At 63.3% G+C, this 24,142-nt stretch carries 26 protein-coding genes, 1 pseudogene and 1 riboswitch; of the genes and pseudogenes, 5 read left to right on the top strand and 22 right to left on the bottom strand.

Annotated features, from left to right (window positions below):
- Window positions 1-33: 33 nt before the first annotated feature.
- The 11 genes from rnhA to coxB all read right to left on the bottom strand — a co-directional run bounded on the left by rnhA (window position 34) and on the right by coxB (window position 9,323).
- A complete protein-coding gene (gene rnhA, locus LB533_RS05345) occupies window positions 34-567 on the bottom strand; it encodes a ribonuclease HI (protein WP_140638667.1) in 534 nt (177 codons plus the stop codon).
- Window positions 564-1,526, bottom strand: coding sequence for a homoserine kinase (locus LB533_RS05350; protein WP_140638666.1), 963 nt, complete (start codon window positions 1,524-1,526; stop codon window positions 564-566). The genes rnhA and LB533_RS05350 overlap by 4 nt, the downstream gene beginning before the upstream one ends.
- 5 nt (window positions 1,527-1,531) lie before the next feature.
- Window positions 1,532-2,542, bottom strand: coding sequence for a 4-hydroxy-3-methylbut-2-enyl diphosphate reductase (gene ispH, locus LB533_RS05355; RefSeq protein WP_140638665.1), 1,011 nt, complete (start codon window positions 2,540-2,542; stop codon window positions 1,532-1,534).
- Between the two features lie 87 nt (window positions 2,543-2,629).
- Window positions 2,630-3,376 carry an SURF1 family protein gene (locus tag LB533_RS05360; RefSeq protein ID WP_411908879.1) on the bottom strand — a complete coding sequence of 249 codons (747 nt, stop codon included), beginning with the start codon at window positions 3,374-3,376 and terminating at the stop codon, window positions 2,630-2,632.
- A 5-nt stretch (window positions 3,377-3,381) separates the two neighbouring features.
- A complete protein-coding gene (locus LB533_RS05365; protein WP_140494962.1) occupies window positions 3,382-3,768 on the bottom strand; it encodes a DUF983 domain-containing protein in 387 nt (128 codons plus the stop codon).
- A gap of 262 nt (window positions 3,769-4,030) precedes the next feature.
- Window positions 4,031-4,909, bottom strand: a complete 879-nt coding sequence (locus LB533_RS05370; protein WP_140638664.1) for a cytochrome c oxidase subunit 3 — start codon at window positions 4,907-4,909, stop codon at window positions 4,031-4,033.
- A gap of 1 nt (window position 4,910) precedes the next feature.
- Window positions 4,911-5,543 (bottom strand): cytochrome c oxidase assembly protein, encoded by a 633-nt coding sequence (locus tag LB533_RS05375; protein ID WP_140514826.1) that lies wholly within the window; start codon window positions 5,541-5,543, stop codon window positions 4,911-4,913.
- Between the two features lie 8 nt (window positions 5,544-5,551).
- Window positions 5,552-5,713, bottom strand: coding sequence for a hypothetical protein (locus tag LB533_RS05380; protein WP_140494968.1), 162 nt, complete (start codon window positions 5,711-5,713; stop codon window positions 5,552-5,554).
- Between the two features lie 2 nt (window positions 5,714-5,715).
- On the bottom strand, window positions 5,716-6,660 hold the full coding sequence (locus LB533_RS05385) for a heme o synthase (RefSeq protein ID WP_140551041.1): 945 nt from the start codon (window positions 6,658-6,660) through the stop codon (window positions 5,716-5,718).
- 72 nt (window positions 6,661-6,732) lie between these two features.
- Window positions 6,733-8,385: a cytochrome c oxidase subunit I gene (gene ctaD / locus LB533_RS05390; protein WP_140494972.1), complete on the bottom strand. Its 1,653-nt coding sequence runs from the start codon at window positions 8,383-8,385 to the stop codon at window positions 6,733-6,735.
- 38 nt (window positions 8,386-8,423) lie between these two features.
- On the bottom strand, window positions 8,424-9,323 hold the full coding sequence (coxB, locus tag LB533_RS05395; protein ID WP_140638663.1) for a cytochrome c oxidase subunit II: 900 nt from the start codon (window positions 9,321-9,323) through the stop codon (window positions 8,424-8,426).
- A gap of 375 nt (window positions 9,324-9,698) precedes the next feature.
- On the opposite strand from coxB, the gene LB533_RS05400 reads away from it, so the two are divergent.
- A complete protein-coding gene (locus LB533_RS05400; RefSeq protein ID WP_140638662.1) occupies window positions 9,699-10,244 on the top strand; it encodes an invasion associated locus B family protein in 546 nt (181 codons plus the stop codon).
- 162 nt (window positions 10,245-10,406) lie between these two features.
- Window positions 10,407-11,819: a metalloprotease TldD gene (gene tldD / locus LB533_RS05405; RefSeq protein ID WP_140638661.1), complete on the top strand. Its 1,413-nt coding sequence runs from the start codon at window positions 10,407-10,409 to the stop codon at window positions 11,817-11,819.
- Window positions 11,820-11,881: 62 nt separating this feature from the next.
- On the opposite strand, the gene LB533_RS05410 is transcribed toward tldD, so the two are convergent.
- From LB533_RS05410 to LB533_RS05420, 3 genes are all read right to left on the bottom strand, one after another.
- On the bottom strand, window positions 11,882-12,124 hold the full coding sequence (locus LB533_RS05410) for a hypothetical protein (RefSeq protein WP_224556883.1): 243 nt from the start codon (window positions 12,122-12,124) through the stop codon (window positions 11,882-11,884).
- 151 nt (window positions 12,125-12,275) lie between these two features.
- Window positions 12,276-13,511 (bottom strand): class I SAM-dependent RNA methyltransferase, encoded by a 1,236-nt coding sequence (locus LB533_RS05415; RefSeq protein WP_140638660.1) that lies wholly within the window; start codon window positions 13,509-13,511, stop codon window positions 12,276-12,278.
- Window positions 13,508-14,272, bottom strand: coding sequence for a TlyA family RNA methyltransferase (locus tag LB533_RS05420; RefSeq protein WP_140638659.1), 765 nt, complete (start codon window positions 14,270-14,272; stop codon window positions 13,508-13,510). The genes LB533_RS05415 and LB533_RS05420 overlap by 4 nt, the downstream gene beginning before the upstream one ends.
- Window positions 14,273-14,429: 157 nt before the next feature.
- On the opposite strand from LB533_RS05420, the gene LB533_RS05425 reads away from it, so the two are divergent.
- A complete protein-coding gene (locus tag LB533_RS05425) occupies window positions 14,430-14,831 on the top strand; it encodes a GFA family protein (protein WP_140638658.1) in 402 nt (133 codons plus the stop codon).
- Window positions 14,832-14,842: 11 nt separating this feature from the next.
- Here LB533_RS05425 and LB533_RS05430 read toward each other — a convergent pair whose 3' ends face one another.
- The 6 genes from LB533_RS05430 to LB533_RS05455 all read right to left on the bottom strand — a co-directional run bounded on the left by LB533_RS05430 (window position 14,843) and on the right by LB533_RS05455 (window position 19,802).
- A complete protein-coding gene (locus tag LB533_RS05430; protein WP_140638657.1) occupies window positions 14,843-15,130 on the bottom strand; it encodes a hypothetical protein in 288 nt (95 codons plus the stop codon).
- A 148-nt stretch (window positions 15,131-15,278) separates the two neighbouring features.
- Entirely contained in the window at window positions 15,279-17,216 is a 1,938-nt protein-coding gene (dxs, locus tag LB533_RS05435; protein WP_181169305.1) for a 1-deoxy-D-xylulose-5-phosphate synthase, read from the bottom strand.
- Window positions 17,217-17,294: 78 nt separating this feature from the next.
- Window positions 17,295-18,215 (bottom strand): pirin family protein, encoded by a 921-nt coding sequence (locus LB533_RS05440; protein ID WP_140638656.1) that lies wholly within the window; start codon window positions 18,213-18,215, stop codon window positions 17,295-17,297.
- Window positions 18,216-18,255: 40 nt separating this feature from the next.
- Window positions 18,256-18,522, bottom strand: coding sequence for a DUF2277 domain-containing protein (locus LB533_RS05445; RefSeq protein WP_140551052.1), 267 nt, complete (start codon window positions 18,520-18,522; stop codon window positions 18,256-18,258).
- Window positions 18,523-18,620: 98 nt separating this feature from the next.
- Window positions 18,621-18,872, bottom strand: coding sequence for an exodeoxyribonuclease VII small subunit (locus LB533_RS05450; protein ID WP_140638655.1), 252 nt, complete (start codon window positions 18,870-18,872; stop codon window positions 18,621-18,623).
- Window positions 18,873-18,875: 3 nt separating this feature from the next.
- Entirely contained in the window at window positions 18,876-19,802 is a 927-nt protein-coding gene (locus LB533_RS05455) for a histone deacetylase family protein (RefSeq protein WP_140638654.1), read from the bottom strand.
- A 122-nt stretch (window positions 19,803-19,924) separates the two neighbouring features.
- Window positions 19,925-20,105: riboswitch (cobalamin riboswitch) on the top strand.
- 48 nt (window positions 20,106-20,153) lie between these two features.
- On the opposite strand from LB533_RS05455, the pseudogene bluB reads away from it, so the two are divergent.
- Window positions 20,154-20,905: pseudogene (gene bluB / locus LB533_RS05460) on the top strand (5,6-dimethylbenzimidazole synthase).
- An 85-nt stretch (window positions 20,906-20,990) separates the two neighbouring features.
- On the opposite strand, the gene LB533_RS05465 reads toward bluB, so the two are convergent.
- Window positions 20,991-21,596 (bottom strand): TetR/AcrR family transcriptional regulator, encoded by a 606-nt coding sequence (locus tag LB533_RS05465; RefSeq protein ID WP_140638652.1) that lies wholly within the window; start codon window positions 21,594-21,596, stop codon window positions 20,991-20,993.
- 120 nt (window positions 21,597-21,716) lie between these two features.
- On the opposite strand from LB533_RS05465, the gene LB533_RS05470 reads away from it, so the two are divergent.
- The gene (locus LB533_RS05470; protein WP_140638651.1) at window positions 21,717-22,940 is read left to right on the top strand and encodes an MFS transporter; all 1,224 of its coding nucleotides are present in this window, start codon (window positions 21,717-21,719) and stop codon (window positions 22,938-22,940) included.
- A gap of 51 nt (window positions 22,941-22,991) precedes the next feature.
- Here LB533_RS05470 and ribB read toward each other — a convergent pair whose 3' ends face one another.
- Window positions 22,992-24,092 (bottom strand): 3,4-dihydroxy-2-butanone-4-phosphate synthase, encoded by a 1,101-nt coding sequence (gene ribB, locus LB533_RS05475; protein WP_140638650.1) that lies wholly within the window; start codon window positions 24,090-24,092, stop codon window positions 22,992-22,994.
- Between the last annotated feature and the right edge of the window lie 50 nt (window positions 24,093-24,142).

Here is a 24,142-nt window from a genome sequence, read left to right on the forward strand (position 1 = left end):
GATCCCAGCCTGGGGATGGTGCCGACCCGGAATTCAATAGCTTTGGGTCGAACGCCGCGCCTTTGCCACCGCCGGCTGCTTGGACTGCGAGACCGGCTTGGGTGGGGTAGAAACAAGCTTGACCGGGCCCTTCTTGAACGGCGCCATGCCCTCACGAGCGAGTTCGTCCGCCCGTTCGTTCTCGATATGACCGGCATGGCCCTTGACCCAGATCCACCTAACCTTGTGACGCCGATTGGCTTCATCCAGCGCTTGCCAGAGTTCGCCGTTCTTGACCGGCTTCTTGTCGGCGGTCCTCCAGCCGTTCTTCTTCCAGCCATGGATCCACTTTGAAATGCCGTCCATGACATATTTGCTGTCGGTGTGAAGATCGACCGTGCAAGGTTCCTTGAGCGCGTTCAGCGCCGAGATGGCGGCAAGCAATTCCATGCGGTTGTTGGTCGTCTCGGCCTCGCCACCCGATAGTTCCTTGGTGGCGCCGTTGAAGCGCAGGATCGCGCCCCAGCCGCCCGGGCCGGGATTGCCCGAACAGGCACCATCGGTGAAGATCTCAACGTGTTTGCTCATGCCAGCCCATATTCCGAAGCAGATTTGATCGTCCGATGAAACCGCATTCTCCTGATGTATTCGGTCGGATCGCGTTTCATCACCAGCCCGCCATCGGGAACGGTCAGCCAGTCATACAGCCGGGTCAGCATGAAACGCAGCGCCGAGCCCCGTGCCAGCATCGGAAGTGCTGCCTTTTCCTGATCACTCAGAGGCCGCACACCTTGGTAGCCGGCAAGCAACGCCTTGCCCTTGGTGAGATTGAAGGAAAAATCCTTCTCGAAGCACCAGGCGTTCAGGCAGGTGGCGACGTCATAGGCGTAGAGGTCGTTGCAAGCGAAATAAAAATCAATCAGGCCGGAGAGCTTCTCGCCGAGAAAGAACACGTTGTCCGGGAAAAGATCGGCATGGATGATGCCTTCCGGAAGACCCTTCGGCCAATTCCGCTCGAAGTCGGCGAAGTCGGCGTCGACTTCGGCCGCAAGGCCCGGCTCGACCTCATCGGCACGGTCGCGGGCCGCTGACCAGAGCTTGCGCCAGCCGTCGATGGCGAGCGCATTGGGGCGGGTCATCGGAAAGTCGGCACCGGCCAGATGCAGGGAGGCCAGCGCCTTGCCGACCTCGGCGCAGTGGATCGATGTCGGCCGCCGGAGCGAGAGACCCTCGAGGAAAGTGATGATGACGGCCGGCCGGCCCGCCAGCGTGCCGATGACGCTACCGTCATGCGCGGTCACCGGCAGCGGGCAGGACACGCCCTTTTTGGCGAGATGGCCCATCAACCCGAGGAAAAACGGCAGATCCGCCTTCTCCACCCGTCTTTCATAGAGCGTCAGGATGTAGGAGCCGCTGGAGGTGTGCAGCAAAAAATTCGAGTTCTCGGTGCCCTCCGCGATGCCCTTGTAGGACAGGAGATCGCCGACCGGATAGTGCTTCAGGAATGCGCCGAGTTCGCCTTCCGCAACGTCGGTGTAGACCGCCATGTGCCTTACGGCGCCCCGTTGACGAAAGCCATGTCGGCCGCCGTCAGTTCGACATCGCGCAGTACCCGCATGACGGGAAAATCCTCCGTTTCGGTGGCCGTGATGGCCAGGTCGATCGTGACATCGAAGCGCTGGCGGAACGCATCGATGATCTCGTCGACGATGATCTCCGGGGCGGACGCCCCCGCCGACAGCCCGAGCGTCGAGATGTCGCTGATGTCATCCCACGGAATCTCGGCGGCGCGCTGCACCAGAAGCGACATCGCAGCCCCCGCACGCTCAGCCACTTCGACAAGACGCCGCGAATTGGACGAATTGGGCGCGCCGACGATCAGGTATAGATCGGCGCCCGCGGCAGTGTCCTTGACCGCTTCCTGGCGGTTCGTGGTGGCATAGCAGATCGATTCCGCCGCCGGCGCCTGCAGGTCGGGAAAGCGGTCCTGCAGCGCCCGGATGATGCCGGCCGTATCTTCGACCGAAAGCGTGGTCTGGGTGACGAAGCCGAGCGCCTTCGGGTCCGCCGGCGCGAGCCTCGCGGCATCGGCTTCGGTCTCGATCAGCGTTACCGCGCCGTCCGGCAATTGTCCCATGGTGCCGATCACCTCGGGATGTCCGGCATGGCCGATCAGGAGCACGTGGCGGCCGAGCCGCTGGTGGCGCATCGCCTGCTTGTGGACCTTCGAGACCAATGGGCAGGTGGCGTCGAGATAGAACAAATTGCGCGCCTGGGCATCCGCCGGTACCGACTTCGGCACGCCATGCGCAGAAAAGACGACGGGCGACTGCCGATGTTCGGCCGGAATCTCGGAAAGTTCCTCGATAAACACGGCGCCAAGGCTTTGCAGCCCTTCAACGACATAGCGGTTGTGCACGATCTCGTGGCGGACATACACCGGCGCGCCATATTTCTTCAGCGCCAGCACGACGATCTGGATAGCACGGTCGACGCCGGCGCAAAAACCGCGCGGCTGGCAGAGGCGGATCGTCAGAGGAGGCTTTGTGGTGGTCTGAAGCATGAATCCGGGCCGTTTGATCAGAGCCGAAATGAGGTGCCTACCCCCGTCCTGTCAAGGGCGAGGGCCCTTCAAGCGGGTCTGTCGCGCTCATTCCTCTTTCGCTGGTCTGCGAAGCCGCAGGATGAGAACGGCGGCAAGTGCGGCGGCAAGCCCATACCAGGTCACGGCATATTGCAGATGGCTGTTCGGCAGGTCGATGATGGTGACACCGCCGATGGGCAAACCGCCCGGATTGGGCGTCTTGTCGGCGTCGATGAAGATGGGCACCAGCTTGGCGCTCGCCGGCAAGCCAGCGCTCGCCGCCATCACGTCACGGTCCTTCCAGTAAAAGATATTCTTCGCCACGTCGTTGTCGGGAAGCATCATCGACGGCTTCACCGGCAGCGGATTGCGAGCGAGACCGGTGACCGTCACCTTGCCCGCGACCTGTCCCTTGGCGCGCTTGGCGGCATCCTTCAGATCGTATGGCACGAAACCGCGATTGATCAGGACGAAGCGGCCGTCGTCGAGGGCCAGCGGCGTGTAGACGTTGAAGCCGGCTTCGCCTTCCCATGTCGCGTAGAAATGCCGCTCGCCCGCATGCAGGAACGTGCCGGTCACCGTCACCGGCGTGTAGTCGACGTCCCCAGTCGAGGCGAATTGTTTCTCCACCTCGGCCAGCGGGAGCGGCGGCGAGTGGGTGCGCTGGTCGATGGTCTGGAGAAGACCCTCCTTCCAGTGCAGGCGCTGGACCTGCCAGGTGCCGAGCGCCAGCAGGATCAGAAGCAGGACGAGGCCAATGCCGAGCAGCAATACCGATCCCGGCCGCGAACGACTGCCGTCTTTGGCGGACATGTCGGTCATTCGCCGCGATCCAGCCGGCCCTCGGCCGCCTTGTTGCGGTACTGCAGCGTAAGCAGCACCCCCTTGATCAGCCGGAGCGCCGTCAAGCACAGCACCAGCGCCAGCGGTATCCAGACCAGCAGATGCAGCCAGAGCGGCGGGCTCAGCGTCACTTCGACCCAAAGCGCTAGGCCGACGATGATGAAGCCGATGATCAGGATGACGAAAACCGCGGGCCCGTCGCCGGCATCGGCATAGGAATAATCAAGACCGCAATTGGTGCAGCGTTTGCCTACGGTGAGAAAGCCGGAAAACAGCCGCCCCTCGCCGCAGCGCGGGCAGCGTCCATGCAAGCCCGCCGAAATAGGGTCGATCGGAGGCCAGATCGCCTTGTCGTCGCTCATTGCTCACCGCTCAATCCCGATGGGTGCCCCATCGACCACCGCTGCCCAGGCTTCGTCCATGTCGGAGTCCGTAACGGCAATGCCGCCGTCGGTCCAGTCGACCAATTGAAGCAGCCGCCGAATCCGTTCGGCTGGCCGTGATCATGATCATGCCGCCGGCGTCGACGCTGCGCGCCTTCGCAACCGACCGGATTGCGTTGCGCCGAAAAGAAGAAGGCGGCCACGTCGCCGCAGCCGCCCCTTCAAAGTCATCAGACCGGTATCAGTGGGCTTCGATCACCGCGCCGACCGATCCCCAGACGTAGATCGAGGCGAACAGGAACAGCCAGACCACGTCGACGAAATGCCAGTACCACGCGGCAGCCTCGAAACCGAAATGCTGCTTGGGCGTGAAATCGCCTTTCATGGCCCGGATCAGGCAAACCAGCAGAAAGATGGTGCCGATGATGACATGGAAGCCGTGGAATCCGGTCGCCATGAAGAAGGTGGCGCCGTAGATGGAATCCTTGAAAGCGAACGGAGCGTGCATGTACTCGTAGGCCTGCACCATGGTGAACAGCATGCCGAGGCCGACGGTCAGCACCAAGCCGTTGATCAGGCCCTTGCGATCGCCGTGGATTAGGGAGTGGTGCGCCCAGGTGACCGTGGTGCCGGACAACAGCAGGATCACGGTGTTGTAGAGCGGCAGATGGAAAGGATCGAGAACCTCCATGCCCTTCGGCGGCCAGACGCCGCCGGTGAACGCGGTGCGGGCATATTGCTGGGCCTCGCTCGGAAACAGGCTGGCATCGAAATAGGCCCAGAACCAGGCGACGAAGAACATCACCTCGGAGGCGATGAACATGATCATGCCATAGCGCAGATGCAACGACACGACCCGCGTGTGATGGCCCTCATGCGCTTCCTTGATCGTGTCCGACCACCAGGCGAACATGGTGTAGAGGACGATCGCGAGGCCGATGAAGAACAGCCACGGATTGGCGATGTTGAAGCCGAAGATCGGGAACGAGCCGCCCTTCAGATATTCCATGAGGCAAACGCCGCCAAAGGCGGTGACGAGCGCCCCTATCGATCCGAGGAAAGGCCACGGGCTCGGGTCGACAAGATGATAGTCGTGATGTTTTGCGTGCGCGTCTGCCATATCAACCCCCGAGATTTCCTTCGGTATTTGAAATTGTCTTGCTGTTGCCCTGGACCGGCTCCGACGATGCGACCGGCTTGTTCTTCTCGACCGGGAACATCGTGTAGGACAGGGTGATCGTCTTCACGTCCTTCAGTTCCGGCACGTTGACGATATCGGGGTCCACGTAGAACAGGACCGGCATGTCAAGCGTTTCGCCAGGCTTCAGCGTCGTGTCGGTGAAGCAGAAGCATTCGACCTTGTTGAAATAGGGCCCCGCCAGTTCAGGCTGGACATTGAAGGTGGCGCGGCCGGTGATAGGGCGATCGAACTTGTTGGTCGCCTGATAGTGCGCCTGCACCGTCTCGCCGATCTTCATGGTCATCGAGCGCTGGACCGGCTGGAAATCCCACGGCACGCCGGCGATATTGGCGTCGAAGCGAACGGTGATCTCGCGATCGAGCACGCGGCCGGCATACTGCTTCTCGACGCGTTGCGTCGTGCCGCCATAGCCTGTCGCCTGGCAGAACATCTTGTACAGCGGCACCGCGGCATAGGCCATGCCGATCATGCCGGTGAAGAAGGCAAGGCAGACGGCCGCCACAAGGCGGTTGCTGTTGTGCCCGGCCGGTTTGGCGCTCGTGTCGACACCCATCTCCCGCCTCACATCGTGCCAGAGAGGTTATGACCGAACTTCACGATCGTCGCGATATAGAAGATAACGACCAGCACGGCCAAGGCTACGCCGATGGCGACCGAGCGGTTGCGCCGGGCCTTCCGCTGGCGTTCGGTCAAGGTGACCGTTTCGAGCTTGTCTTCGATCATGCTCATGCTCCACCCACCGCGAGTGCACGTTCGACGACGCTGTCGGCGAGATAGACGGCGAAGATGGCGAAGAGATAGAGCAGCGAATAGCCGAACAACGCCTTGGCTGGCTTCATCGCGCGATCGTCATCGGCCATGCCAAGCACTTTCCACGCATACCAGACAAAGCCGAGCCCGAGCAGCAGGGCAGCCACGCCATAGAACGGCGTGGTGTAGCCAAGCAGCCACGGCAGCACACCGACCGGGGCCAGCACCAGAGCATAGGCGAAGATCTGGCGGCGGGTCGACGCCGGGCCGGCGACATTGGGCATCATCGGGATGCCGGCGCGTTCATAATCCTGCGACTTGAACAGCGCCAGCGCCCAGAAATGCGGCGGCGTCCAGAGGAAGATGATGAGGAACAGGACGACGCTCTCCAGGCTGACCGTGCCGGTCACCGCGGCCCAGCCGATCACGGGCGGGATGGCGCCGGCGGCACCGCCAATGACGATGTTCTGCGGCGTCCAGCGCTTCAGCCACATCGTGTAGACGACGGCATAGAAGAAGATGGTGAAGGCCAGCAGCGCCGCCGACAGCCAGTTGACCAGCACGCCGAGCGTCATCACCGACAAAACCGAAAGCACCAACCCAAAGCTCAACGCCTCGTGGGGCTGGATGCGGCCGGCCGGCACGGGGCGGGTGGCAGTGCGTGTCATCACCGCGTCGATATCGGCATCGTACCACATGTTGAGCGCGCCGGAGGCACCAGCCCCGATGGCAATAGCCAGGATCGCGATCACCGCCAGCAGCGGATTGATGGTCACCGGCGCCGCGACCAGTCCGACAAAGGCGGTGAAAACCACCAGCGACATGACGCGCGGCTTCAGGAGGGCGAAGAAATCACCCGCCGTCGCTTCCGACATGCGGAAGCCCGCTTCGTCAATGCTGGTTTCGTCGACAAGGGCCATGCGTACTCAAATCCATATTCCGTTTGGCCGAAACCGCCGGCAGGCCGGCGGTTTCGATTCCGGGCTGCCGCCTTATTTGATCTTCGGCAGCTGCTCCCACTGGTGGAACGGCGGCGGCGAAGGCAGCTGCCATTCCAGCGTCGTTGCTCCCTCGCCCCATGGATTGGCGCCAGCGATCCGCTTCTTCTGGAAGGCTTCGAACACGCCATAGAGGAAGATCACCACGCCGACGGCCGAAATATACGAACCGTAGGACGACACCATGTTCCAGCCCGCAAACGCGTCCGGATAATCGATGGTGCGGCGCGGCATGCCGGCAAGGCCGAGGAAGTGCTGCGGGAAGAAGACAAGGTTGACGCCGACGAACATGACCCAGAAATGGGTGTTGGCGATGACAGGCGAATACATGTAGCCGGTCATCTTCGGGAACCAGTAGTACCAGCCGGCGAAGATGGCGAACACCGCCCCCAGCGACAGCACGTAATGGAAGTGCGCGATCACGAAATAGGTGTCGTGCAGCGACCGGTCGAGACCGGCATTGGCCAGCTGAACCCCGGTGACGCCACCGATCGTGAACAGGAAGATGAAGCCCAGCGCCCACAGCATCGGCGGCTTGAACGATATCGATCCGCCCCACATCGTCGCGATCCAGGAGAAGATCTTCACGCCCGTCGGCACCGCGATGACCATGGTGGCGAAGACGAAGTAGCGCTGCGTGTCGAGCGACAGGCCGGTCGTGTACATATGGTGCGCCCAGACGATGAAGCCGACCGCGCCGATCGCGACCATGGCGTAGGCCATGCCGAGGTAGCCGAACACCGGCTTGCGCGAGAAGGTCGAGACGATATGGCTGATGATGCCGAAGCCCGGCAGGATCAGAATATACACTTCCGGATGGCCGAAGAACCAGAACAGGTGCTGGAACAGCAGCGGATCGCCGCCGCCATCGGGAGCGAAAAAGGTCGTGCCGAAATTGCGGTCGGTAAGCAGCATGGTGATGCCGCCGGCAAGAACCGGAAGCGACAACAGCAGCAGGAATGCGGTGACCAGCACCGACCAGGCAAACAGCGGCATCTTGTGCAGCGTCATGCCTGGCGCGCGCATGTTGAAGATGGTGGTGATGAAGTTGATGGCGCCCAGGATCGAGGACGCGCCGGCGATGTGGATCGACAGGATCGCCAGATCCATGGCCGGACCGGGCTGACCGGAGGTCGAAAGCGGCGGATAGAGCGTCCAGCCGCCGCCGACGCCGTAGGCGCCGGGCGCGCTCGGCACGAACATCGAGATAAGCAGCAGGATGAAAGCCGGCGGCAGCAGCCAGAACGAGATGTTGTTCATGCGCGGGAACGCCATGTCCGGGGCGCCGATCATGATCGGCACCATCCAGTTGGCAAAACCGCCGATCAGGGCCGGCATGACCATGAAGAAGATCATGATCAGCGCGTGCGCCGTGGCGAAGGCGTTATACATGCTCTTGCCGCCGTCGATCGCGGCGTCACCGTTCATGCCGTAGACCATCTGCGCCAGACCGCTGAAGATCTGGATGCCAGGCTCCTGCAACTCCATGCGGATGGCGACCGACAGCGCGCCGCCGATGATGCCGGCCATGATCGCGAAGATCAGGTAGAGCGTACCGATGTCCTTGTGGTTGGTCGAATAAACCCAGCGCACCCAACCATGATAAGGCTTGTGGTCGTGCCCGTCGTGAGCTGCAGCGTCTGCCATGTTCCGCTCCGTTCCCTAAATCTTGCTAACCCGCGGCATCAGTTGCCGGCGGCCGCTACCTTGTTCTGGCCATCGACCTCGGCCATCAACGTCTTGTTGGCGCCGGGCAGATCGGTCTTGGCCGCAGCCAGCCAGGTCTTGAACTGCGCGTCGGAGACGACGCGGATGGCGATCGGCATGAAGGCATGGTCCTTGCCGCAAAGCTGCGAGCACTGGCCGTAATAGAGGCCTTCCTTCTCCGCCTTGAACCAGGTCTCGTTGGTGCGGCCGGGAATGGCATCGATCTTGATGCCGAAGGACGGCATGGCGAAGGAATGGATCACGTCGGTCGCGGTGACGAGCACCCGGGTCATCGTGTGGACGGGCACTACCATCTCGTTGTCGACGGCAAGCAGGCGCGGATAGACCTTGCGATCCTCCTTGCCTGCGGCGGCACGGTCGCCATCCTGGAGGATCGCCGAGTTGAACGAGAGCGTGTTGTCGGTCTGGTATTCGTAATCCCAGTTCCACTGGTTGCCCGTCGCCTTGACGGTGAGCTTGGCTTCCTCCGGCGGCGTGTACTGCGCGGTCAACAGCTGGAACGAGGGGATGGCGAGGCAGAGCAGGACGACGACGGGGCCGACAGTCCAGATCACCTCGATCAGCGTGTTGTGGCTGGTCTTGGACGGAACCGGGTTGGCGCTCGCGCGGAATTTCACGATGCAGTAGATCAGAAGCAGCAATACCAGGGCGGTGATCGGGATGATGAACCACATCGTGTAGTTTCCGAACCACTCGATCTGGCGCATCATGTCGGTTGCCGGCGCCTGGAAGGTCGTCTCCCACTCGACAGGCTGATCGGCATGGGCGGCCGTGCCGGCGAAAAACGTGGTAACGGCACAAGCGCTTAGGAACTTGGCACTTGCTGGAAACTTGGCGTTTGCCAGGAAATTTCTCATCGCCCTCTTCGTCTCCCAGTTCCTCGCGGCTGTGTCCACGAGAATAACGAACAATGCCGGGACGGGAATCCCGACTGTCTCAAGCTGGTTCAAACCATACTCTTTTTCCCTCCGCAAGAAAGGAGCGGAGGAAACCGTGCGGCATTTTTGCGCGCAAGCCGGAATGCATCTTTGAAGGCGGCGGCCGCCATGGCGAATCGACTATGTTCGACGGATCGGCTGCTTCCTGCCGGCCGGCGCGTCTGGCGTCGTAATTCGGGCGAAATTGGCTAGGAAAAGCGCCGCATTGGCACTTTCGTGGCGACTCGGCCGCTGTCTCGTCCTTTACTTGGCTTTGGCGCGGCTTAAAGTGCCGTGATTCGCAATGGAGCCGTCATGAACTCTTGGCTGTCGGGATTTGGGCTTTCGAGCCCCTTGGCGAAGGTCATCTTTCTCACCGCCTTGTCCGTCGCCGGCTTGTCGGCCGCCGGCCAGGCCAACGCGGCCCAGCCGAGCGGCACGGTGCGCTCGACGCATGGCGCGTGGTCGATCATCTGCGACACGCCGGCCGGCGCCACATCAGAGCAATGCGTGATGATGCAGAACGTCGTCGCCGAGGACCGTCCCGAGATGGGGCTGTCGGTCGTGGTGCTGCGCACCGCCGACAACAAGGCGGAGATCCTGCGTGTGCTGGCGCCGCTCGGCGTGCTCTTGCCCAACGGGCTCGGCCTCAATGTCGACGGCAAGGATATCGGCCGCGCCTATTTCGTGCGCTGCTTCCAGGACGGCTGCTACGCCGAGGTCATTCTCGAGAAGCCGCTGCTCGATACGCTGAAGACCGGCACGTCAGCCACCTTCATCGTCTTCCAGACGCCGGAAGAAGGCATCGGCATCCCGGTGGACCTCAAGGGTTTTGCCGACGGATTTGCGGCCCTGCCGTAGACTCCCGCGCCTCGACCCTGGATCTGGCGATCAGCGACAGGTTTTCCGGACCTGGGATAGACGGGGTGCCGGCGCCCGGCATTTGCATGACGATTGGCGATTGTCTGGGCGCGGCTTCGCGCCTACATCCCGGATATAACCATTCATCCACGGACATACGCCATGAACAGTCTTATCGGCCAATTCGATATTTCCGACGATCGCGTCAAGGAGATCGTCGCAGAGACCATCAACGGCGCCGACGATGGCGAGTTGTTCGTCGAATACAGCGAGAGCGAAGCGCTGATGTTCGACAACGGTCGGCTGAAGACAGCCAATTTCAACACCGACCAGGGTTTCGGCCTGCGCGCGGTTGCCGGCGAAGCCAGTGGCTATGCCCACTCCAGCGACCTGTCCGAGGCCTCGCTGCGACGCGCGGCTGACGCCGTCTCGACCGTCAAGGGCGGCTATTCCGGAACGCTTGCCGCCGCGCCCGCCCGCACCAACCGCCATCTCTATGGCGATGAGAACCCGATCCCCTCGCCTTCCTTCGAGGCCAAGGCGAAGCTGTTGCAGGAAATCGACGCTTGGCTGCGTGCCGAGGATCCGCGCGTGCGCCAGGTCTCGGCATCGCTGACCTCGTCATGGCAGCATGTCGAGATCGTGCGTGCCGACGGGCAGGTGGTGCGTGACATCCGGCCGCTGGTCAGGGTGAACGTGTCCGTGGTGGTCGGCGACGGCGACCGCCAGGAAAGCGGCTCCTACGGCATGGGCGGACGCAAGGCGTTCGGTGACTTCCTCGTCGAGGACAGCTGGAAGCATGCCGCCAAGGAGGCGCTGCGTCAGGCGCTGGTCAATCTCGAAGCCGTACCGGCGCCGGCCGGCACTTTCGACATCGTGCTCTCCAGCGGCTGGCCCGGCGTCATGCTGCACGAAGCCGTCGGCCACGGGCTGGAAGGCGACTTCAACCGCAAGAAAACTTCAGCTTTCGCCGGACTGATGGGCCAGCAGGTGGCGGCAAAGGGCGTCACCGTCGTCGATGACGGCACGATCGCGGAACGACGCGGGTCGCTCACCGTCGACGATGAAGGCACGCCTTCGGCGCGCAACGTGCTGATCGAGGACGGCAAGCTGGTCGGTTACATGCAGGACCGCCAGAACGCCCGGCTGATGGGCATGCGAGCCACCGGCAACGGAAGGCGCGAGGGCTACGCGCACCAGCCGATGCCGCGCATGACCAACACCTACATGACATCGGGGGACATGGAGCCGGACGAGATCATCGCCTCGGTCAGGAACGGCATCTATGCCGTCTCCTTCGGCGGCGGCCAGGTCGACATCACGTCGGGAAAATTCGTGTTCGGCTGCACCGAAGCCTATATGATCGAGAACGGCAAGGTGACGCAGCCGATCAAGGGCGCCATGCTGATCGGCAACGGACCCGACGCCATGCACCGCGTTTCGATGATCGGCAACGACATGAAGCTCGACAATGGCATCGGCATGTGCGGCAAGGCCGGACAGGGCGTGCCGGTCGGCGTCGGCCAGCCGCACCTCAGGATGGACCAGATGACGGTCGGCGGCACCCGGGTTTGAAGCCGCCTCGTGGGCAGTCTGCTAGGTCTTGCTCACAGACCGGCGCGACGTAGCGTACAGGATCAGGAAACCGACAACGCCACCGATCGCGTACTGGGTCCTGCACTCAGGTAGTCGACGGTTGCATCGTGGCCGGAGACATAGAGCGCAGCGCCGACAAACGTCATGACCGCGACGCCAAGCGCATAGGATGGCACCAGCCCCATACGCGTGAATTTTCTCAAGATCCAAGCGAGCACCGCACCGGTGAGCGCCATGATGAGAGCCGAGCCAAAAATCTCGGCAACAAGTCCCGATGAAATCATCTTCTCCCCCTATCCCAATTTGGATTATGCCTTTTTTCGAGGGCAGATTCAACTGCAGTGGCGATGATCCACAACTTTAGCGATAAACCTGGCCGGGATTTCGGGGGCAGACTGCATGACGCAGCCAGTCTCGCTGAGCAGGGCTAAGCGCCTAGCGTCTTTTCCGCGGCTTCTCCAGCAAGGCAACAGCCTCGACATGGGGCGACCACAGAAACTGGTCGATCGGCGTCACGCTTTTCACCGCGTAGCCGCCGTCGATGAGGATGCGCAAATCCCGCGCGAGCGTCACCGGGTTGCAGGAGACCGCGGCAACGAATGGAACATCCGAGCGGGCGATCTGCTTCGACTGATCCTCGGCGCCCGCGCGGGGCGGATCGAAGACAACGCCATCAAAGGCGTTCAACTCCTTGAACGTCAGCGGACGGCGGAACAGATCTCGGCGCTCGCCGGTCACGCGTTTCAGGCCGGTGGCGAAGCGTGAACCCCGATCGAGCGCCGAAAGCGCGGCCGCATCGCCTTCCACCGCATGCACTTCCGATCTCGCGGCCAACCGCAGGGCGAAGCTGCCGCAGCCGGCGAAGAGATCGGCAATTTTTTTGGCACGTTTCAAATGTCCGCCGACGATATCGGCCATGGTCCGTTCGGCTGCCTCCGTTGCCTGCAGGAAGGCGCCCGGCGGCACCGCGACGGCAACGCTGCCGAACATGACGACAGGCTTCTTCGGCTCGATGATGATCTCGTCATCGATGGACAGTCTGGCAAAGCCCTGCGCAATGACAAAATTGGAAGCGACGCGTCGCTGGTTTTCGCCGAGCTTGCCCGATTCATGCACCGCCACGTCGAGGCCGGAACCCGTCACGGTGACCGCCATCCGGAACGATTTCGGGGTGGCGCAGATCAATTCGGCGAGCGCCCTCAAGCCGTCGAGCGCGCCGACGATCCCGGGCAGCGAGATCGGGCATTCGGAGATGGAAATGGTTTCCGGCGACAGATGGCGGTTGAAGCCGAGCAGCATGCCTGTTTCGGTGCGCCTGGCGGCGAGCACGACGCGGCGGCGCGTGTGCGGCGCGCAGGCAACCAGACCGCCTATTTCGCAATCGATGCCCCTCAGCGCATGCACGACCTTCTCGCGCTTCCACTGCTGATAGGCTTGCGCCTCCAGATGCTGGAGGGCGCAGCCGCCGCACTCGCCGAAATGGCGGCAGGCGGGTTCGATGCGCAGGGGCGAGGCCTCGATCAGCGCCATCAGCGCGGCGCGATCCCTTTCGCGCGCGGCGGTGACGGTTTCGCCCGGCAGCGTGAACGGGATGAAGACCTCTCCGGTCTCGGTCTCGGCGACGCCGTCACCCTGCGCGCCGAGCTTGCCGATGGTGAAGCGTGCGCTCATCGGTCCTTGACCCCGCCGAGCAGGAATTCGCGATTGCCGTCGCTCCCTTCGATCGGCGACGGATGCAGGCCGAGCGCGCGCCAGCCTGGAACGGCGTCCAGCCAGTCTCTGAGCAGATGCGCCACGTCGGCGACGCCACGGGAATCTTTCAGCAAACCGCCCTTGCCGATCGCTTCGCGGCCTGCTTCAAATTGCGGCTTGACCAGAAAGACCGCGGCGGCACCAGGCTTCGCAACGGCGAGCGCGGGCGGCAATGCCAGCTTCAGGGAAATGAAACTGACGTCGGAGACGACGAAGTGCGGATCGCGGCCGCCAAGATCGGCGGCCGAGAGATCGCGGGCGTTCAGCCCTTCGATGACCGTCACGCGCGCGTCATTGCCGATATCGGGATGCATCTGGCCGTGACCGACATCGATCGCCGTGACATGGGTCGCGCCGCGTTCGAGCAGCACTTGGGTGAATCCGCCGGTCGAGGCGCCGATATCGAGCGCCTCGCGGCCGGCAGGGTCGAGGCCGAAATGGTCGAGCCCGGCGATCAGTTTCAACGCCGCGCGCGAGACATAGCCCTGGGCCGGATCATCGACGACAACAAGGCATTGCGGAGAAACGTTCTGACCAGGCTTGCGGGCAATGGCGCCATCGACCGTCACCGTGCCGCGCTCGACGGCGTCGCGGGCACGTGAGCGGCTGGCAAACAGCCCGCGCTGGACGAGCAGGTCGTCGAGCCGCTGGCGGGTGCTGGCTGGCAGGGGCGAGTTCATCGGCCTTCATGGCGAATGCGCGCTGCGAAGGCAAGGACATTGGGCGGGGAACAAGAAACATCATCGCAAGCATGGGGGGCGTCAGGCCGCTACGCGGCTTGCGAGCGTCGCGGCGGGCCGGCACAATGGGGTTGCTGTCTATACGGGGAAGTCGAAAGTGCTGACCGGAACCTGTCACTGTGGCGCGACGCACTGGACGCTGGAAGGCGATCCTGGGTCGATCACAGCCTGCAACTGCACGCTTTGTCGCCGCTACGGCGTGCTCTGGGCCTACGACTATGTCGATGAACGGATCCGCGTCGCGGGGCCGACGAGAAGCTACAGGCGCACCGAAAAGGGCACGCCTTCGCTGGAAATCCTGTTTTGCCCGGCCTGTGCCTGCGTGCTGGCCTGGCGCGGATTGCGCGCCGATGCTTTCGGTCGAACACGCATCGCCGTCAATGTGCGGCTGGCGCCGCCGGAGGCCGTCGCCGATCTGCCGATCGACCATTTCGACGGTCTCGATGCCTATGACGATCTTCCACGCGACGGCCGTTGCGTGCGCGACATGTGGTTTTAGCAATGGCTGGGCTAAAATGTGGCGCGCGGCACCTGGCGCTCGACGGCGGGAGACAGGCCGTCATCCCCGTTGCCTGACGCCTGCTCACGTGAATGCTCGACCGGGACAGCCGGCACTGGCGCGGCGTCCGGCACCAGTTGCGGCACCTGCTTGTAGGAAAAGCCGCCCCTGATATCGCCCATCTTGCCGGCGACTATACCCGCGGCCGCCCTTTCGAGATTACGGTCGTATCGCGTCTCTGCGGCAGCCGGTACGACCATCACGGCTAAAACGGCCGTGCCGTACAGAAACGTCCTCATTCCAATTGTCTCCCTGCCTGATGCGGATCTAGCAGGGCGCCGTTCAAAAATGACCAAGAGACACGGTAATCAAACCGCCAAACAGCAGCGTAAACAATGTGTTATTACAAATAGCCGACAAACCGATCCAGAGGTTTGAGACTTTGATTCAGGCGCGCTGGGCGCGGACCGCCTGCCCGAGGGCGGTGAAAACCGTATGGACGATGCCGGCGGCATCGAGACCGGCATCGGCATACATCTTTTCCGGCTTGGCGTGGTCGGCAAACACGTCCGGCAGCACAAGCGGGCGCACTTTCAGGCCGCTTTCCAGCAGGCCCTCATGGGCGAGGAACTGCAAAACGTGACTGGCGAAGCCGCCGATGGCGCCCTCCTCCACCGTGACCAGAACCTCATGCGAGCGGGCCAGCCGGCGGATCAGGTCCACATCGAGCGGCTTGGCGAAGCGGGCATCGGCGACGGTGGTCGAAAGCCCGGCCGCGCCCAGTTCCTCGGCCGCGACCAAGCAATCCTGCAAGCGCGTGCCGAAGGACAGGAGCGCCACCTTGCTGCCTTCCCTGACGATGCGGCCCTTGCCGATTTCGAGCACCGAGCCGCGATCGGGCATGTCGACGCCGACGCCATTGCCGCGCGGATAGCGGAAGGCGATCGGGCCGTCATCGTAGGTTGCCGCCGTGCGCACCATGTGGCGCAGTTCCGCCTCGTCGGCCGCCGCCATGACGACGAAGCCCGGCAGGGAGGCCAGGAAGGTGGTGTCGAAGGCGCCGCAATGGGTGGCGCCGTCGGCGCCGACGAAGCCGGCGCGATCGATCGGGAAGCGCACCGACAATTTCTGGATCGCCACGTCGTGCACGACCTGGTCGTAGGCACGTTGCAAGAAGGTGGAATAGATCGCCGCGAACGGCTTGTAGCCTTCGGTGGCGAGGCCGGCCGCGAACGTCACCGCATGCTGCTCGGCGATGCCTACATCGAAGGTCCTGGCCGGAAACACTTCGCCGAACAGGTCAAGCCCGGTGCCGCCCGGCATGGCGGCGGTGACGGCGACGATGCGCTCGTCCTCCTGGGCCTCCCGGATCAGGCTTTCGGCGAACACCTTGGTGTAAGCCGGCGCGTTGGCCGGAGCCTTGGCCTGCGCGCCGGTGATCACGTCGAACTTGTTGACGCCGTGATATTTGTCGGCCGCGGCCTCCGCCGGCGCGTAGCCCTTGCCCTTCTGGGTGACGACATGGATCAGCACCGGGCCCTTGCCATTATCACGGACATTTTTCAGCACCGGGATCAGATGGTCCAGATTATGACCGTCGATCGGGCCGATGTGGTAGAAGCCGAGCTCCTCGAATAGCGTGCCGCCGGTCACGTAGCCGCGCGCGTGCTCGACGGCCCTGGTGATGGCGCGATCGGCACGCTTGCCAAGATACGAGGTCAGTTTCTTGCCGAAGTCACGCAGGCCGACATAGGCCTTGCCAGAGGCCAGGCGCGCCAGATAGGCGCTCATGGCGCCGGTCGGCGGCGCAATCGACATGTCGTTGTCGTTGAGAATGACGATCAGGCGGGCATCGAGCGCGCCGGCATTGTTCATCGCCTCGTAGGCCATGCCGGCCGACATGGCGCCGTCGCCGATGACGGCGATGACATTGTTGCGGCCGCCGGCAAGATCGCGGGCCGCCGCCATGCCCAGGCCGGCCGATATCGACGTCGAGGAGTGGGCGGCGCCAAACGGATCGTATTCGCTCTCTGTGCGGCGGGTGAAGCCGGAGAGGCCGCCCTCCTGGCGCAAGGTGCGGATGCGATCGCGGCGCCCGGTCAGGATCTTGTGCGGATAGGCCTGGTGGCCAACATCCCAGATCAGCCGGTCATCGGGCGTGTTGAAGACATAATGCAGCGCCACGGTCAGTTCGACAACGCCAAGCCCGGCGCCGAGATGACCGCCGGTGTGCGACACCGCGTCGATCAGTTCGAGGCGAAGCTCCGATGCCAGTTGCGGCAATTCGCTTTCGGAAAGCGTGCGCAGCTCGGCCGGGATGCGGACCTTGTCGAGAAGCGGCGTATGCGGCGTTGCGTTCACGGGTAGGCCCAGGCTTCTGTTCATGCGGGGGATAGGCCGCCGTCAGGCGAAAGTAAATGCCTGTCAAATGACGCGGAAGGCACGGCCCTGTCGTCGATTTCCTCAGCCTTCCGGCAGTGGAATGAACTCTTTCTCATCGCCGGGAACGATGTCGAAGCGGCCGGTCTTCCATTCTTGCTTGGCCTGTTCGATGCGCTCCTTGGAGGACGAGACGAAATTCCACCAGATGTAGCGCTTCGAGCCCAGCGAGGCGCCGCCGAACAGCATGAAATGGGCACCGGCCTGTGAGGCTACGACGATCTCGTCGCCGGGCCGGAACACCAGCAGCCGTTCGGCCGGAAACACGTCGCCGGAAATCGAGACCTCGCCTTCCAGCGTGTAGATGGCGCGTTCTTCCGCGTCGGCCGGGATTTTGACGCTGGCGCCCGGCGCCAGCCTGAGGTCAGCGTAAAGCGTCTCGGAATCGGCCCGCACCGGGGAACGCAGCCCCTGGAAATCGCCGATGACGACGCGGCCACCGACGCCTTCCGCGTCAATGTCGGGAAGCCGCGCGACAGCGGTGTTCTCGAACACCGGCGCCACTTCCTCCTTGCCGTCCGGCAGCGCCAGCCATGTCTGCAGGCCCGAGACCGACATCGGCGCGCCACGCAGTTCTTCCGGCGTGCGCTCCGAATGGACGATGCCGCGGCCGGCGGTCATCAGGTTCACGTCACCCGGCTCGATCACCATTTCGGTGCCGAGCGAATCGCGATGCCTGATCCTGCCATCGAACAGGTAGGTGACCGTCGACAGGCCGATATGCGGATGCGGCCGGACGTCGAGCGCCTGACCGGCGCGCAGGATGGCAGGCCCCATGCGGTCGAAGAAGATGAAGGGACCGACCAGCCGCCTTCTGGCGGTCGGCAAGGCACGGCGAACCTGAAAACCGCCAATGTCCTTGGCGTTCGGAATGACCATCAATTCGATCTGGTCGCTGGCAAAGGCGTCGCCTATTTCGGGGTCCTTCCCGGGGAAGAAGCTCATGAACTCTCCTTGTCAGCGGTCGATGGCTGCTTTGGGCAGATCAGGCAAAGCGGATCGCCGCCTTCGCCCGCAGCTTGGCCGCAACCTCCTCGCGATTGCGCGGATGCTGGTTGGTTTCAAGCGAATCGAGAAGCTCGCGCGCCGACGCCGCGATAGCCTCGACGGCATGGTCGAAGGCATGCTGGTTCTGCTTCGAGGGCCGCGTCGTTCCGCTCAGCTTGCGGACGAACTGAAGGGCTGCATCGCGCACCTCGTCATCGGTTGCCGGCGGATCAAAATTGAACAGGGTCTTGATGTTTCTGCACATCGCTTCCGTATCTCCTCTTGTCCTGGAGCCGTTTCAATCGGGACGCGTTCTATCCTCAATCATGATCGTGTCAAAAACCAGAGAGACGGCTGCATGCCTCAATCCGCGTCCAGCGGCTCCGTCCCGATCGGCTTGCCGTCGCGGGACAGCCTGATCTTCTCCACCTTGTCCTCGGCCGCCTTGAGCAGCCGGTCGCAATGCACCTTCAGCGCCTCGCCGCGCTCGTAGATCCTGATCGACTGGTCGAGCGGCACATCGCCACGCTCCAGATCATCGACGATCTTCTCCAGCGCGTCGAGAGCCTGTTCGAAGCTCATCGCCTTGACGTCTTCGTTGGTTTCACCAGCCATCATTCATCCTTTCATCAGTCGCCCGACATGGGCGGCGACCGAAAATGCCAATCCTTGCAGATCGTAGCCGCCCTCGAGCAGGCTGACGAGCCGGTTGCCGCTGTGGCGCGCCGCGCGCTGCATGAGTTGGCCGGTGGCCCAGTCGAAATCATCCTCGGTCAGGTTGATCTCGGCCAGTGGGTCGCGATGATGCGCGTCGAAGCCGGCCGAAATAATGATCAGGTCGGGTGCAAAATTGTCGAGCGAGGGCAGCACGCGCGACAGGAAGGCGTCGCGGAACGCCTCGCTGCCGGTCTGCGGCGCAAGCGGCGCGTTGATGATGTTGCCGGCGCCGGTTTCGTTCTTTGCTCCGGTGCCCGGGTAGAGCGGCATCTGGTGGGTCGAACAATAAAGCACGGACGGATCGTCCCAGAAAATATCCTGCGTGCCGTTGCCGTGATGCACGTCCCAGTCGACGATGGCGACACGTTCGATATCGTGTTTGCGCTGTGCATAACGTGCGGCGATGGCCGCCGTGTTGAACAGGCAGAAGCCCATTGCCGTCGCTTTCTCCGCATGATGGCCGGGCGGCCGGGCGGCGACGAAAACGTTGTCTGCCCTGCCGGCAAAGACGTCGTCGACGGCGGCATTGGCGGCGCCGATCGCGGTGATCGCCGCTTGCCAGCTCTTCGGGCTGGCCGTTGTGTCGGCATCGATGCGGGCGATGCCCGTCTCGGGAATGGCGGCGCGTACCCGCTCGACGAAATCCCCGGGATGCGCATAGAGAATGGTGGCCTCGTCGCCTTGTGGCGCCTCGAGGCGGTCGAGCGCGGCAAAAGCCTCCTCGTCGAGCACGCGCTCGATGGCGCGCAAGCGGTCCGGCCGCTCCGGATGGCCGGGTGGCGTGATGTGCTCGAGGAAGATCGGATGGGTGTAGAGACGAGTGGCCATGCTCCCTATCTAGTGCCCCGGCGCGGCGATGGCCATGCGTTGCGGCCTGATGGCTGGGGAAAATCGCGCCTGCGTCCATTCGCGTCGCCGCGGGCGATTGGCGGCGCGGAGGCTTCGTCGTAAAGTCCCGGCCACTGCCTGGTGCCCGCCGCGAGCGGGAGAATCGGGAACACGGTTTGATACCGTGGCGTGCCCAACGCTGTAAGGGGGACCGCGCCGGTAAATGCCACTGTCGATGACGGGAAGGCGCCGGATGCGGGTTGATCCCGAGCCAGAAGACCGGCCTGGCAGGCATCGTCATCCGCATGGTCAGGCGGACGGCAGTTGATTGCAATCGCAAGGGGACAAGCGATGCCGGACGAGATGACCATCCCCGTGGGTGACGGATTCGACCAGATGGCGCGCGATGCGGTCTACCGCGCCATGTTCACGCGGCGCGATGTCCGCAGCCATTTTACATCAGAGGCCGTCGATGACGAGGTGCTGGCGCGGCTGCTGCTTGCCGCCCATCACGCGCCATCGGTCGGCTTCATGCAGCCATGGAATTTCATCGTCATTCGTGGCACCGAACGACGGGAACAGGTGCGCGCCCTGTTCCTGGCGGCGCGCGAGCAGGAATTGCCCGCTATCGAGGAAGAGCGGCGGGCGCTCTACCGCAAGCTCAAGCTGGAAGGCATCTGCGAAAGCGCGCTCAATATCTGCATCACCTGCGACCGGCGACGCTCACAGGGTTCACCGCTGGGACGCTGGCACAATCCCGAGATGGATCTCTACAGCACGGTCTGCGCGGTGCAGAATTTCTGGCTGGCGGCACGCGCCGAAGGGGTCGGGGTCGGCTGGTCAGCATTATCGAGGCGCAGGCGTTGAAAGACCTTCTGTCGATTCCCGAGCATGTGACGCCGGTGGCCTATCTCTGTGTCGGCCGCGTCTCCGAGTTCGCGCCGAAACCGGACCTCGAAACACATGGCTGGGGTCGACGACTGCCGCTGCCCGAGCTGATCATGAGCGAGACGTTTTGCGGACAGGGCGAAGTGCCGCTCAAGTCAACGATCGCCCGCCTCAAGGCGGCAACACGGGAAAAATCTGGCAAACCCTTGATTTGATTGCCGACACGGCATGCGCAGCGCTGCCGGCGGCCTGCGCCTTGTCCTGAGCATCTGAACCTGGAAGCACCTCGGCTATCCGCCTTCAGGCGGCTCCGGTATCCTTCCTCAACAATCCTTCGAGCAGTTGCTTGAATGCCGCTACCACGGTCTTTGATGTCGCTTCCGGGTCGTTCGAATTGGCGATCCGCTGCGCCGCCTGACTGCTCGCCCCGTTGATTAGCCGCGCCGCGGTCTCAGGGTCGACGCTTGGGACCACCACCCCGTCCCCTTGCAGCATCGTCAGATGATCGGTCATGGAAGCGACGCAGGCATTGGCGTTCGGCCATTGCGCGGGGTCCCCCAGCACGGCCGGACCGTCCCGGAACATGATGCGCTGGATTTCCGGCTCCAGCGCCATTTCGATGTAGCTCGTGCATTCGTCGACGAAGCTTTGCCAGCGGGTCGGTGCTTTCGCTGCAACCTCATTCACCCGTGCCGCCATCTCGGCGTCGATCTCGGCGATGACCGCCTGCAAGAGCCCCTTCTTGTGGCCGAAATGATGATAGAGCGCACCGCGCGTCAGTCCTGCCGATGCGGTGAAATCGTCCATCGACGCTTCGGCATAGCCGATCGTTCCGAAGGCATGCCGGGCCGCGGCAATCAATTTGGCGCGGGTTTCGGCGATCATTTCCTTGCGAGGCTTGTGCATTTCTTCTGGCCTTATGCACATACGTTCCGTATGCCAATTGACATACGCAGCGTATGATCTATCTAGTGTTCATACGCATCGTATGTAATTTCCGAATCGCCTTTTGTCGAGGAACGGACCATGCAAAATCCCTACTCCGAGATCTTTCGATCCCCTGGCGCCAAGGGCTTTGCCGCTGCCGGCTTCATGGCGCGCCTGCCGATCGCCATGGCGCCGATCGGCATCGTGGCGATGCTGTCGCAGACGCGTGGCGAATACTGGCTGGCGGGTGCCGTCTCGGCGACATTCGCGCTGGCCAACGCTTTCCTGGCGCCGCAGATCTCCAGGCTGGTCGACCGCCTCGGCCAGACACGGATCGTCGTGCCCACCACCATCGTCTCCGTGGCGGCATTCCTGCTGCTGATTGCGTCGGCCAACCAGGATTGGCCGGTATGGACATTGTTCGTGTCGGCGCTGCTGGCCGCGGCCATGCCCAGCATGCCGGCAATGGTGCGCGCGCGCTGGACCGAGCTTTTTCGCGGCCGGCCGGAGATGAACACCGCCTTCGCCTTCGAATCGGCGGCCGACGAGCTGGTCTATATCGCCGGTGCGTCGCTGTCGGTGGGCCTCAGTGCGGCGCTGTTTCCGGAAGCAGGCATGCTGGCGAGCACTTTGTTTCTCGCCTTGGGCTCCATAGCGTTCATTCTGCAGCGATCGACCGAACCAAGAGTGCGGCCGGCGGACCATGGTTCGGCCGGCTCGGCGATCCGCCTGCGGCCGGTACAGATCATCACCTTCGCCCTGATCTTCATCGGCGCGACCTTCGCGACGACGGAAGTGAGCACCGTGGCGATCACCAAGGAGTTCGGCCAAGCCGGTGCCGCAAGCCTGGTGATCGGCGTTTATGCGCTGGGATCGTTCGTGTTGGGCATCGTGGTCGGCGCACTCAACCTCAAGACGCCGCTACAGCGCCAGCTGGCCGTGGCGGTCGCGATCATCGCGGTCAGCACGCTTTTGCCGCTCACCGCCGACAGCGTGCCGCTGCTGGCGGTGACCGTCTTCATCAGCGGCGTGGCGATCTCGCCGACTTTCATCACAGCATTTGGCCTGATCGAACGGCATGTGCCGGAAGCGATGCTGACCGAGGGCATCACCTGGGTGACAACGGGAATCGGCATCGGCATGGCGCTGGGCTCTTTCGCCGCCGGCGCCGTGGTGGATGCGTTCGGCGCCCAGAACGGGTTCTGGGTCTCGGTGGTCGCGGGCGGCATCGCGCTGGTCACGGTGCTGCTCGGCCAACGCAGCCTTGCCACTCACAAATGCGAGCTGGATGGGTGTGAAGCGGCCGTCGTTGCCGCGGAATGATCCATGACGCGTCCGGTTCAGCGGATCGGACGCTACTGCCGCCGTCGAACTTCAGAGAATCTCGGTCTTGGCGATATGGATGCCAAAACCTTCAAGGCCGACATAGTGGCGCTCGCGCGAGGCGATCAAATTGATCGAGGAAATGCCGAGATCCTTCAGGATCTGAGCACCGAGCCCGATCTCGCGCCATTCATTCTCGCGGCGGCGCGCCTCTTCGTGATCCTCGCGGTCGCCGCTCGCAGGCCGGTTGCGTTCCTGGTGGGCGACGCCGACCGAGCCCTCTCGCAGATAGACGATGACGCCGCGCTTGCGCTCGCCCATCGCCTTCATGATGCCGTCCAGCCGATGGCTGGTGCCGAAGACGTCGGTCACCACGTCCTCGGAGTGGAGACGCACAGGCACCTCTTCCCCATCGCGGATGTCGCCGAAGACGACGGCGACATGATGCATGGAATCCCAGGGCAGCGTGTAGGTGAAGACCTGCGCCTTGCCGCCGAGCGTGTCGATCTCGGAGCAAGCAACGCGTTCGACCAGCGTTTCCTTGCGTTGCCGGTAAGCAATGAGGTCGGCGACAGAAACCTGCTTGAGGCCATGTTCCTCGGCAAAAGCCGCGACCTGCGGGCCGCGTTTGACGGTGCCGTCATCATTGACCAGTTCCGAGATCACGCCGATCGGCGGCAGGCCGGCGAGCTTGCACAGATCGACGGCCGCCTCGGTATGGCCCGAACGCATAAGCACGCCGCCTTCGCGCGCGATGAGCGGGAAGATGTGGCCGGGGCGGACGAAATCGGAGGCGCCGACATTGCCATTGGCGAGATTGCGCACGGTCAGCGTGCGGTCGTCGGCGGAAATGCCTGTCGTGGTGCCATGCTTGAAATCGACGCTGACGGTGAAGGCTGTGGTGTGCGCTGAATCATTGTCGGCGACCATCGGCGCAAGGTTGAGGCGCTTGGCCTCCTCGCGCGGCATCGGCGTGCAGACGATGCCCGAAGTGTTCCGCACGATGAAGGCCATCTTTTCCGGTGTGCAATGGACGGCGGCGACGATCAGGTCGCCCTCGTTCTCGCGCCCGTCATCATCCATGACGACGACGATCTCGCCACGCTCGAAGGCCCGGATTGCTTCGACGATCTTCTTCTGGTCGTAAGACATGGAATGCTCGCTTCGCTCGCAAGGGAGTAGGGGAATAGGGCAGTAAGGCA

The organism is Mesorhizobium sp. BR1-1-13 (assembly GCF_020165515.1).
Classification (GTDB): domain Bacteria; phylum Pseudomonadota; class Alphaproteobacteria; order Rhizobiales; family Rhizobiaceae; genus Mesorhizobium.

What these genes read in the sequence shown, in the direction of transcription:
- LB533_RS05420 (WP_140638659.1), bottom strand. Translation starts at nt 14,272, where the DNA reads ATGAACTCGCCCCTGCCAGCCAGCACCCGCCAGCGGCTCGACGACCTG.
- ribB (WP_140638650.1), bottom strand. Translation starts at nt 24,092, where the DNA reads ATGTCTTACGACCAGAAGAAGATCGTCGAAGCAATCCGGGCCTTCGAG.
- LB533_RS05400 (WP_140638662.1), top strand. Translation starts at nt 9,699, where the DNA reads ATGAACTCTTGGCTGTCGGGATTTGGGCTTTCGAGCCCCTTGGCGAAG.
- tldD (WP_140638661.1), top strand. Translation starts at nt 10,407, where the DNA reads ATGAACAGTCTTATCGGCCAATTCGATATTTCCGACGATCGCGTCAAG.
- LB533_RS05370 (WP_140638664.1), bottom strand. Translation starts at nt 4,909, where the DNA reads ATGGCAGACGCGCACGCAAAACATCACGACTATCATCTTGTCGACCCG.
- LB533_RS05440 (WP_140638656.1), bottom strand. Translation starts at nt 18,215, where the DNA reads ATGAGCTTCTTCCCCGGGAAGGACCCCGAAATAGGCGACGCCTTTGCC.
- LB533_RS05455 (WP_140638654.1), bottom strand. Translation starts at nt 19,802, where the DNA reads ATGGCCACTCGTCTCTACACCCATCCGATCTTCCTCGAGCACATCACG.
- ctaD (WP_140494972.1), bottom strand. Translation starts at nt 8,385, where the DNA reads ATGGCAGACGCTGCAGCTCACGACGGGCACGACCACAAGCCTTATCAT.
- dxs (WP_181169305.1), bottom strand. Translation starts at nt 17,216, where the DNA reads ATGAACAGAAGCCTGGGCCTACCCGTGAACGCAACGCCGCATACGCCG.
- LB533_RS05360 (WP_411908879.1), bottom strand. Translation starts at nt 3,376, where the DNA reads ATGTCCGCCAAAGACGGCAGTCGTTCGCGGCCGGGATCGGTATTGCTG.
- LB533_RS05415 (WP_140638660.1), bottom strand. Translation starts at nt 13,511, where the DNA reads ATGAGCGCACGCTTCACCATCGGCAAGCTCGGCGCGCAGGGTGACGGC.
- LB533_RS05430 (WP_140638657.1), bottom strand. Translation starts at nt 15,130, where the DNA reads ATGAGGACGTTTCTGTACGGCACGGCCGTTTTAGCCGTGATGGTCGTA.
- LB533_RS05365 (WP_140494962.1), bottom strand. Translation starts at nt 3,768, where the DNA reads ATGAGCGACGACAAGGCGATCTGGCCTCCGATCGACCCTATTTCGGCG.
- LB533_RS05450 (WP_140638655.1), bottom strand. Translation starts at nt 18,872, where the DNA reads ATGGCTGGTGAAACCAACGAAGACGTCAAGGCGATGAGCTTCGAACAG.
- LB533_RS05465 (WP_140638652.1), bottom strand. Translation starts at nt 21,596, where the DNA reads ATGCACAAGCCTCGCAAGGAAATGATCGCCGAAACCCGCGCCAAATTG.
- rnhA (WP_140638667.1), bottom strand. Translation starts at nt 567, where the DNA reads ATGAGCAAACACGTTGAGATCTTCACCGATGGTGCCTGTTCGGGCAAT.
- LB533_RS05375 (WP_140514826.1), bottom strand. Translation starts at nt 5,543, where the DNA reads ATGGGTGTCGACACGAGCGCCAAACCGGCCGGGCACAACAGCAACCGC.
- coxB (WP_140638663.1), bottom strand. Translation starts at nt 9,323, where the DNA reads ATGAGAAATTTCCTGGCAAACGCCAAGTTTCCAGCAAGTGCCAAGTTC.
- ispH (WP_140638665.1), bottom strand. Translation starts at nt 2,542, where the DNA reads ATGCTTCAGACCACCACAAAGCCTCCTCTGACGATCCGCCTCTGCCAG.
- LB533_RS05350 (WP_140638666.1), bottom strand. Translation starts at nt 1,526, where the DNA reads ATGGCGGTCTACACCGACGTTGCGGAAGGCGAACTCGGCGCATTCCTG.
- LB533_RS05385 (WP_140551041.1), bottom strand. Translation starts at nt 6,660, where the DNA reads ATGGCCCTTGTCGACGAAACCAGCATTGACGAAGCGGGCTTCCGCATG.
- LB533_RS05470 (WP_140638651.1), top strand. Translation starts at nt 21,717, where the DNA reads ATGCAAAATCCCTACTCCGAGATCTTTCGATCCCCTGGCGCCAAGGGC.
- LB533_RS05380 (WP_140494968.1), bottom strand. Translation starts at nt 5,713, where the DNA reads ATGATCGAAGACAAGCTCGAAACGGTCACCTTGACCGAACGCCAGCGG.
- LB533_RS05410 (WP_224556883.1), bottom strand. Translation starts at nt 12,124, where the DNA reads ATGATTTCATCGGGACTTGTTGCCGAGATTTTTGGCTCGGCTCTCATC.
- LB533_RS05445 (WP_140551052.1), bottom strand. Translation starts at nt 18,522, where the DNA reads ATGTGCAGAAACATCAAGACCCTGTTCAATTTTGATCCGCCGGCAACC.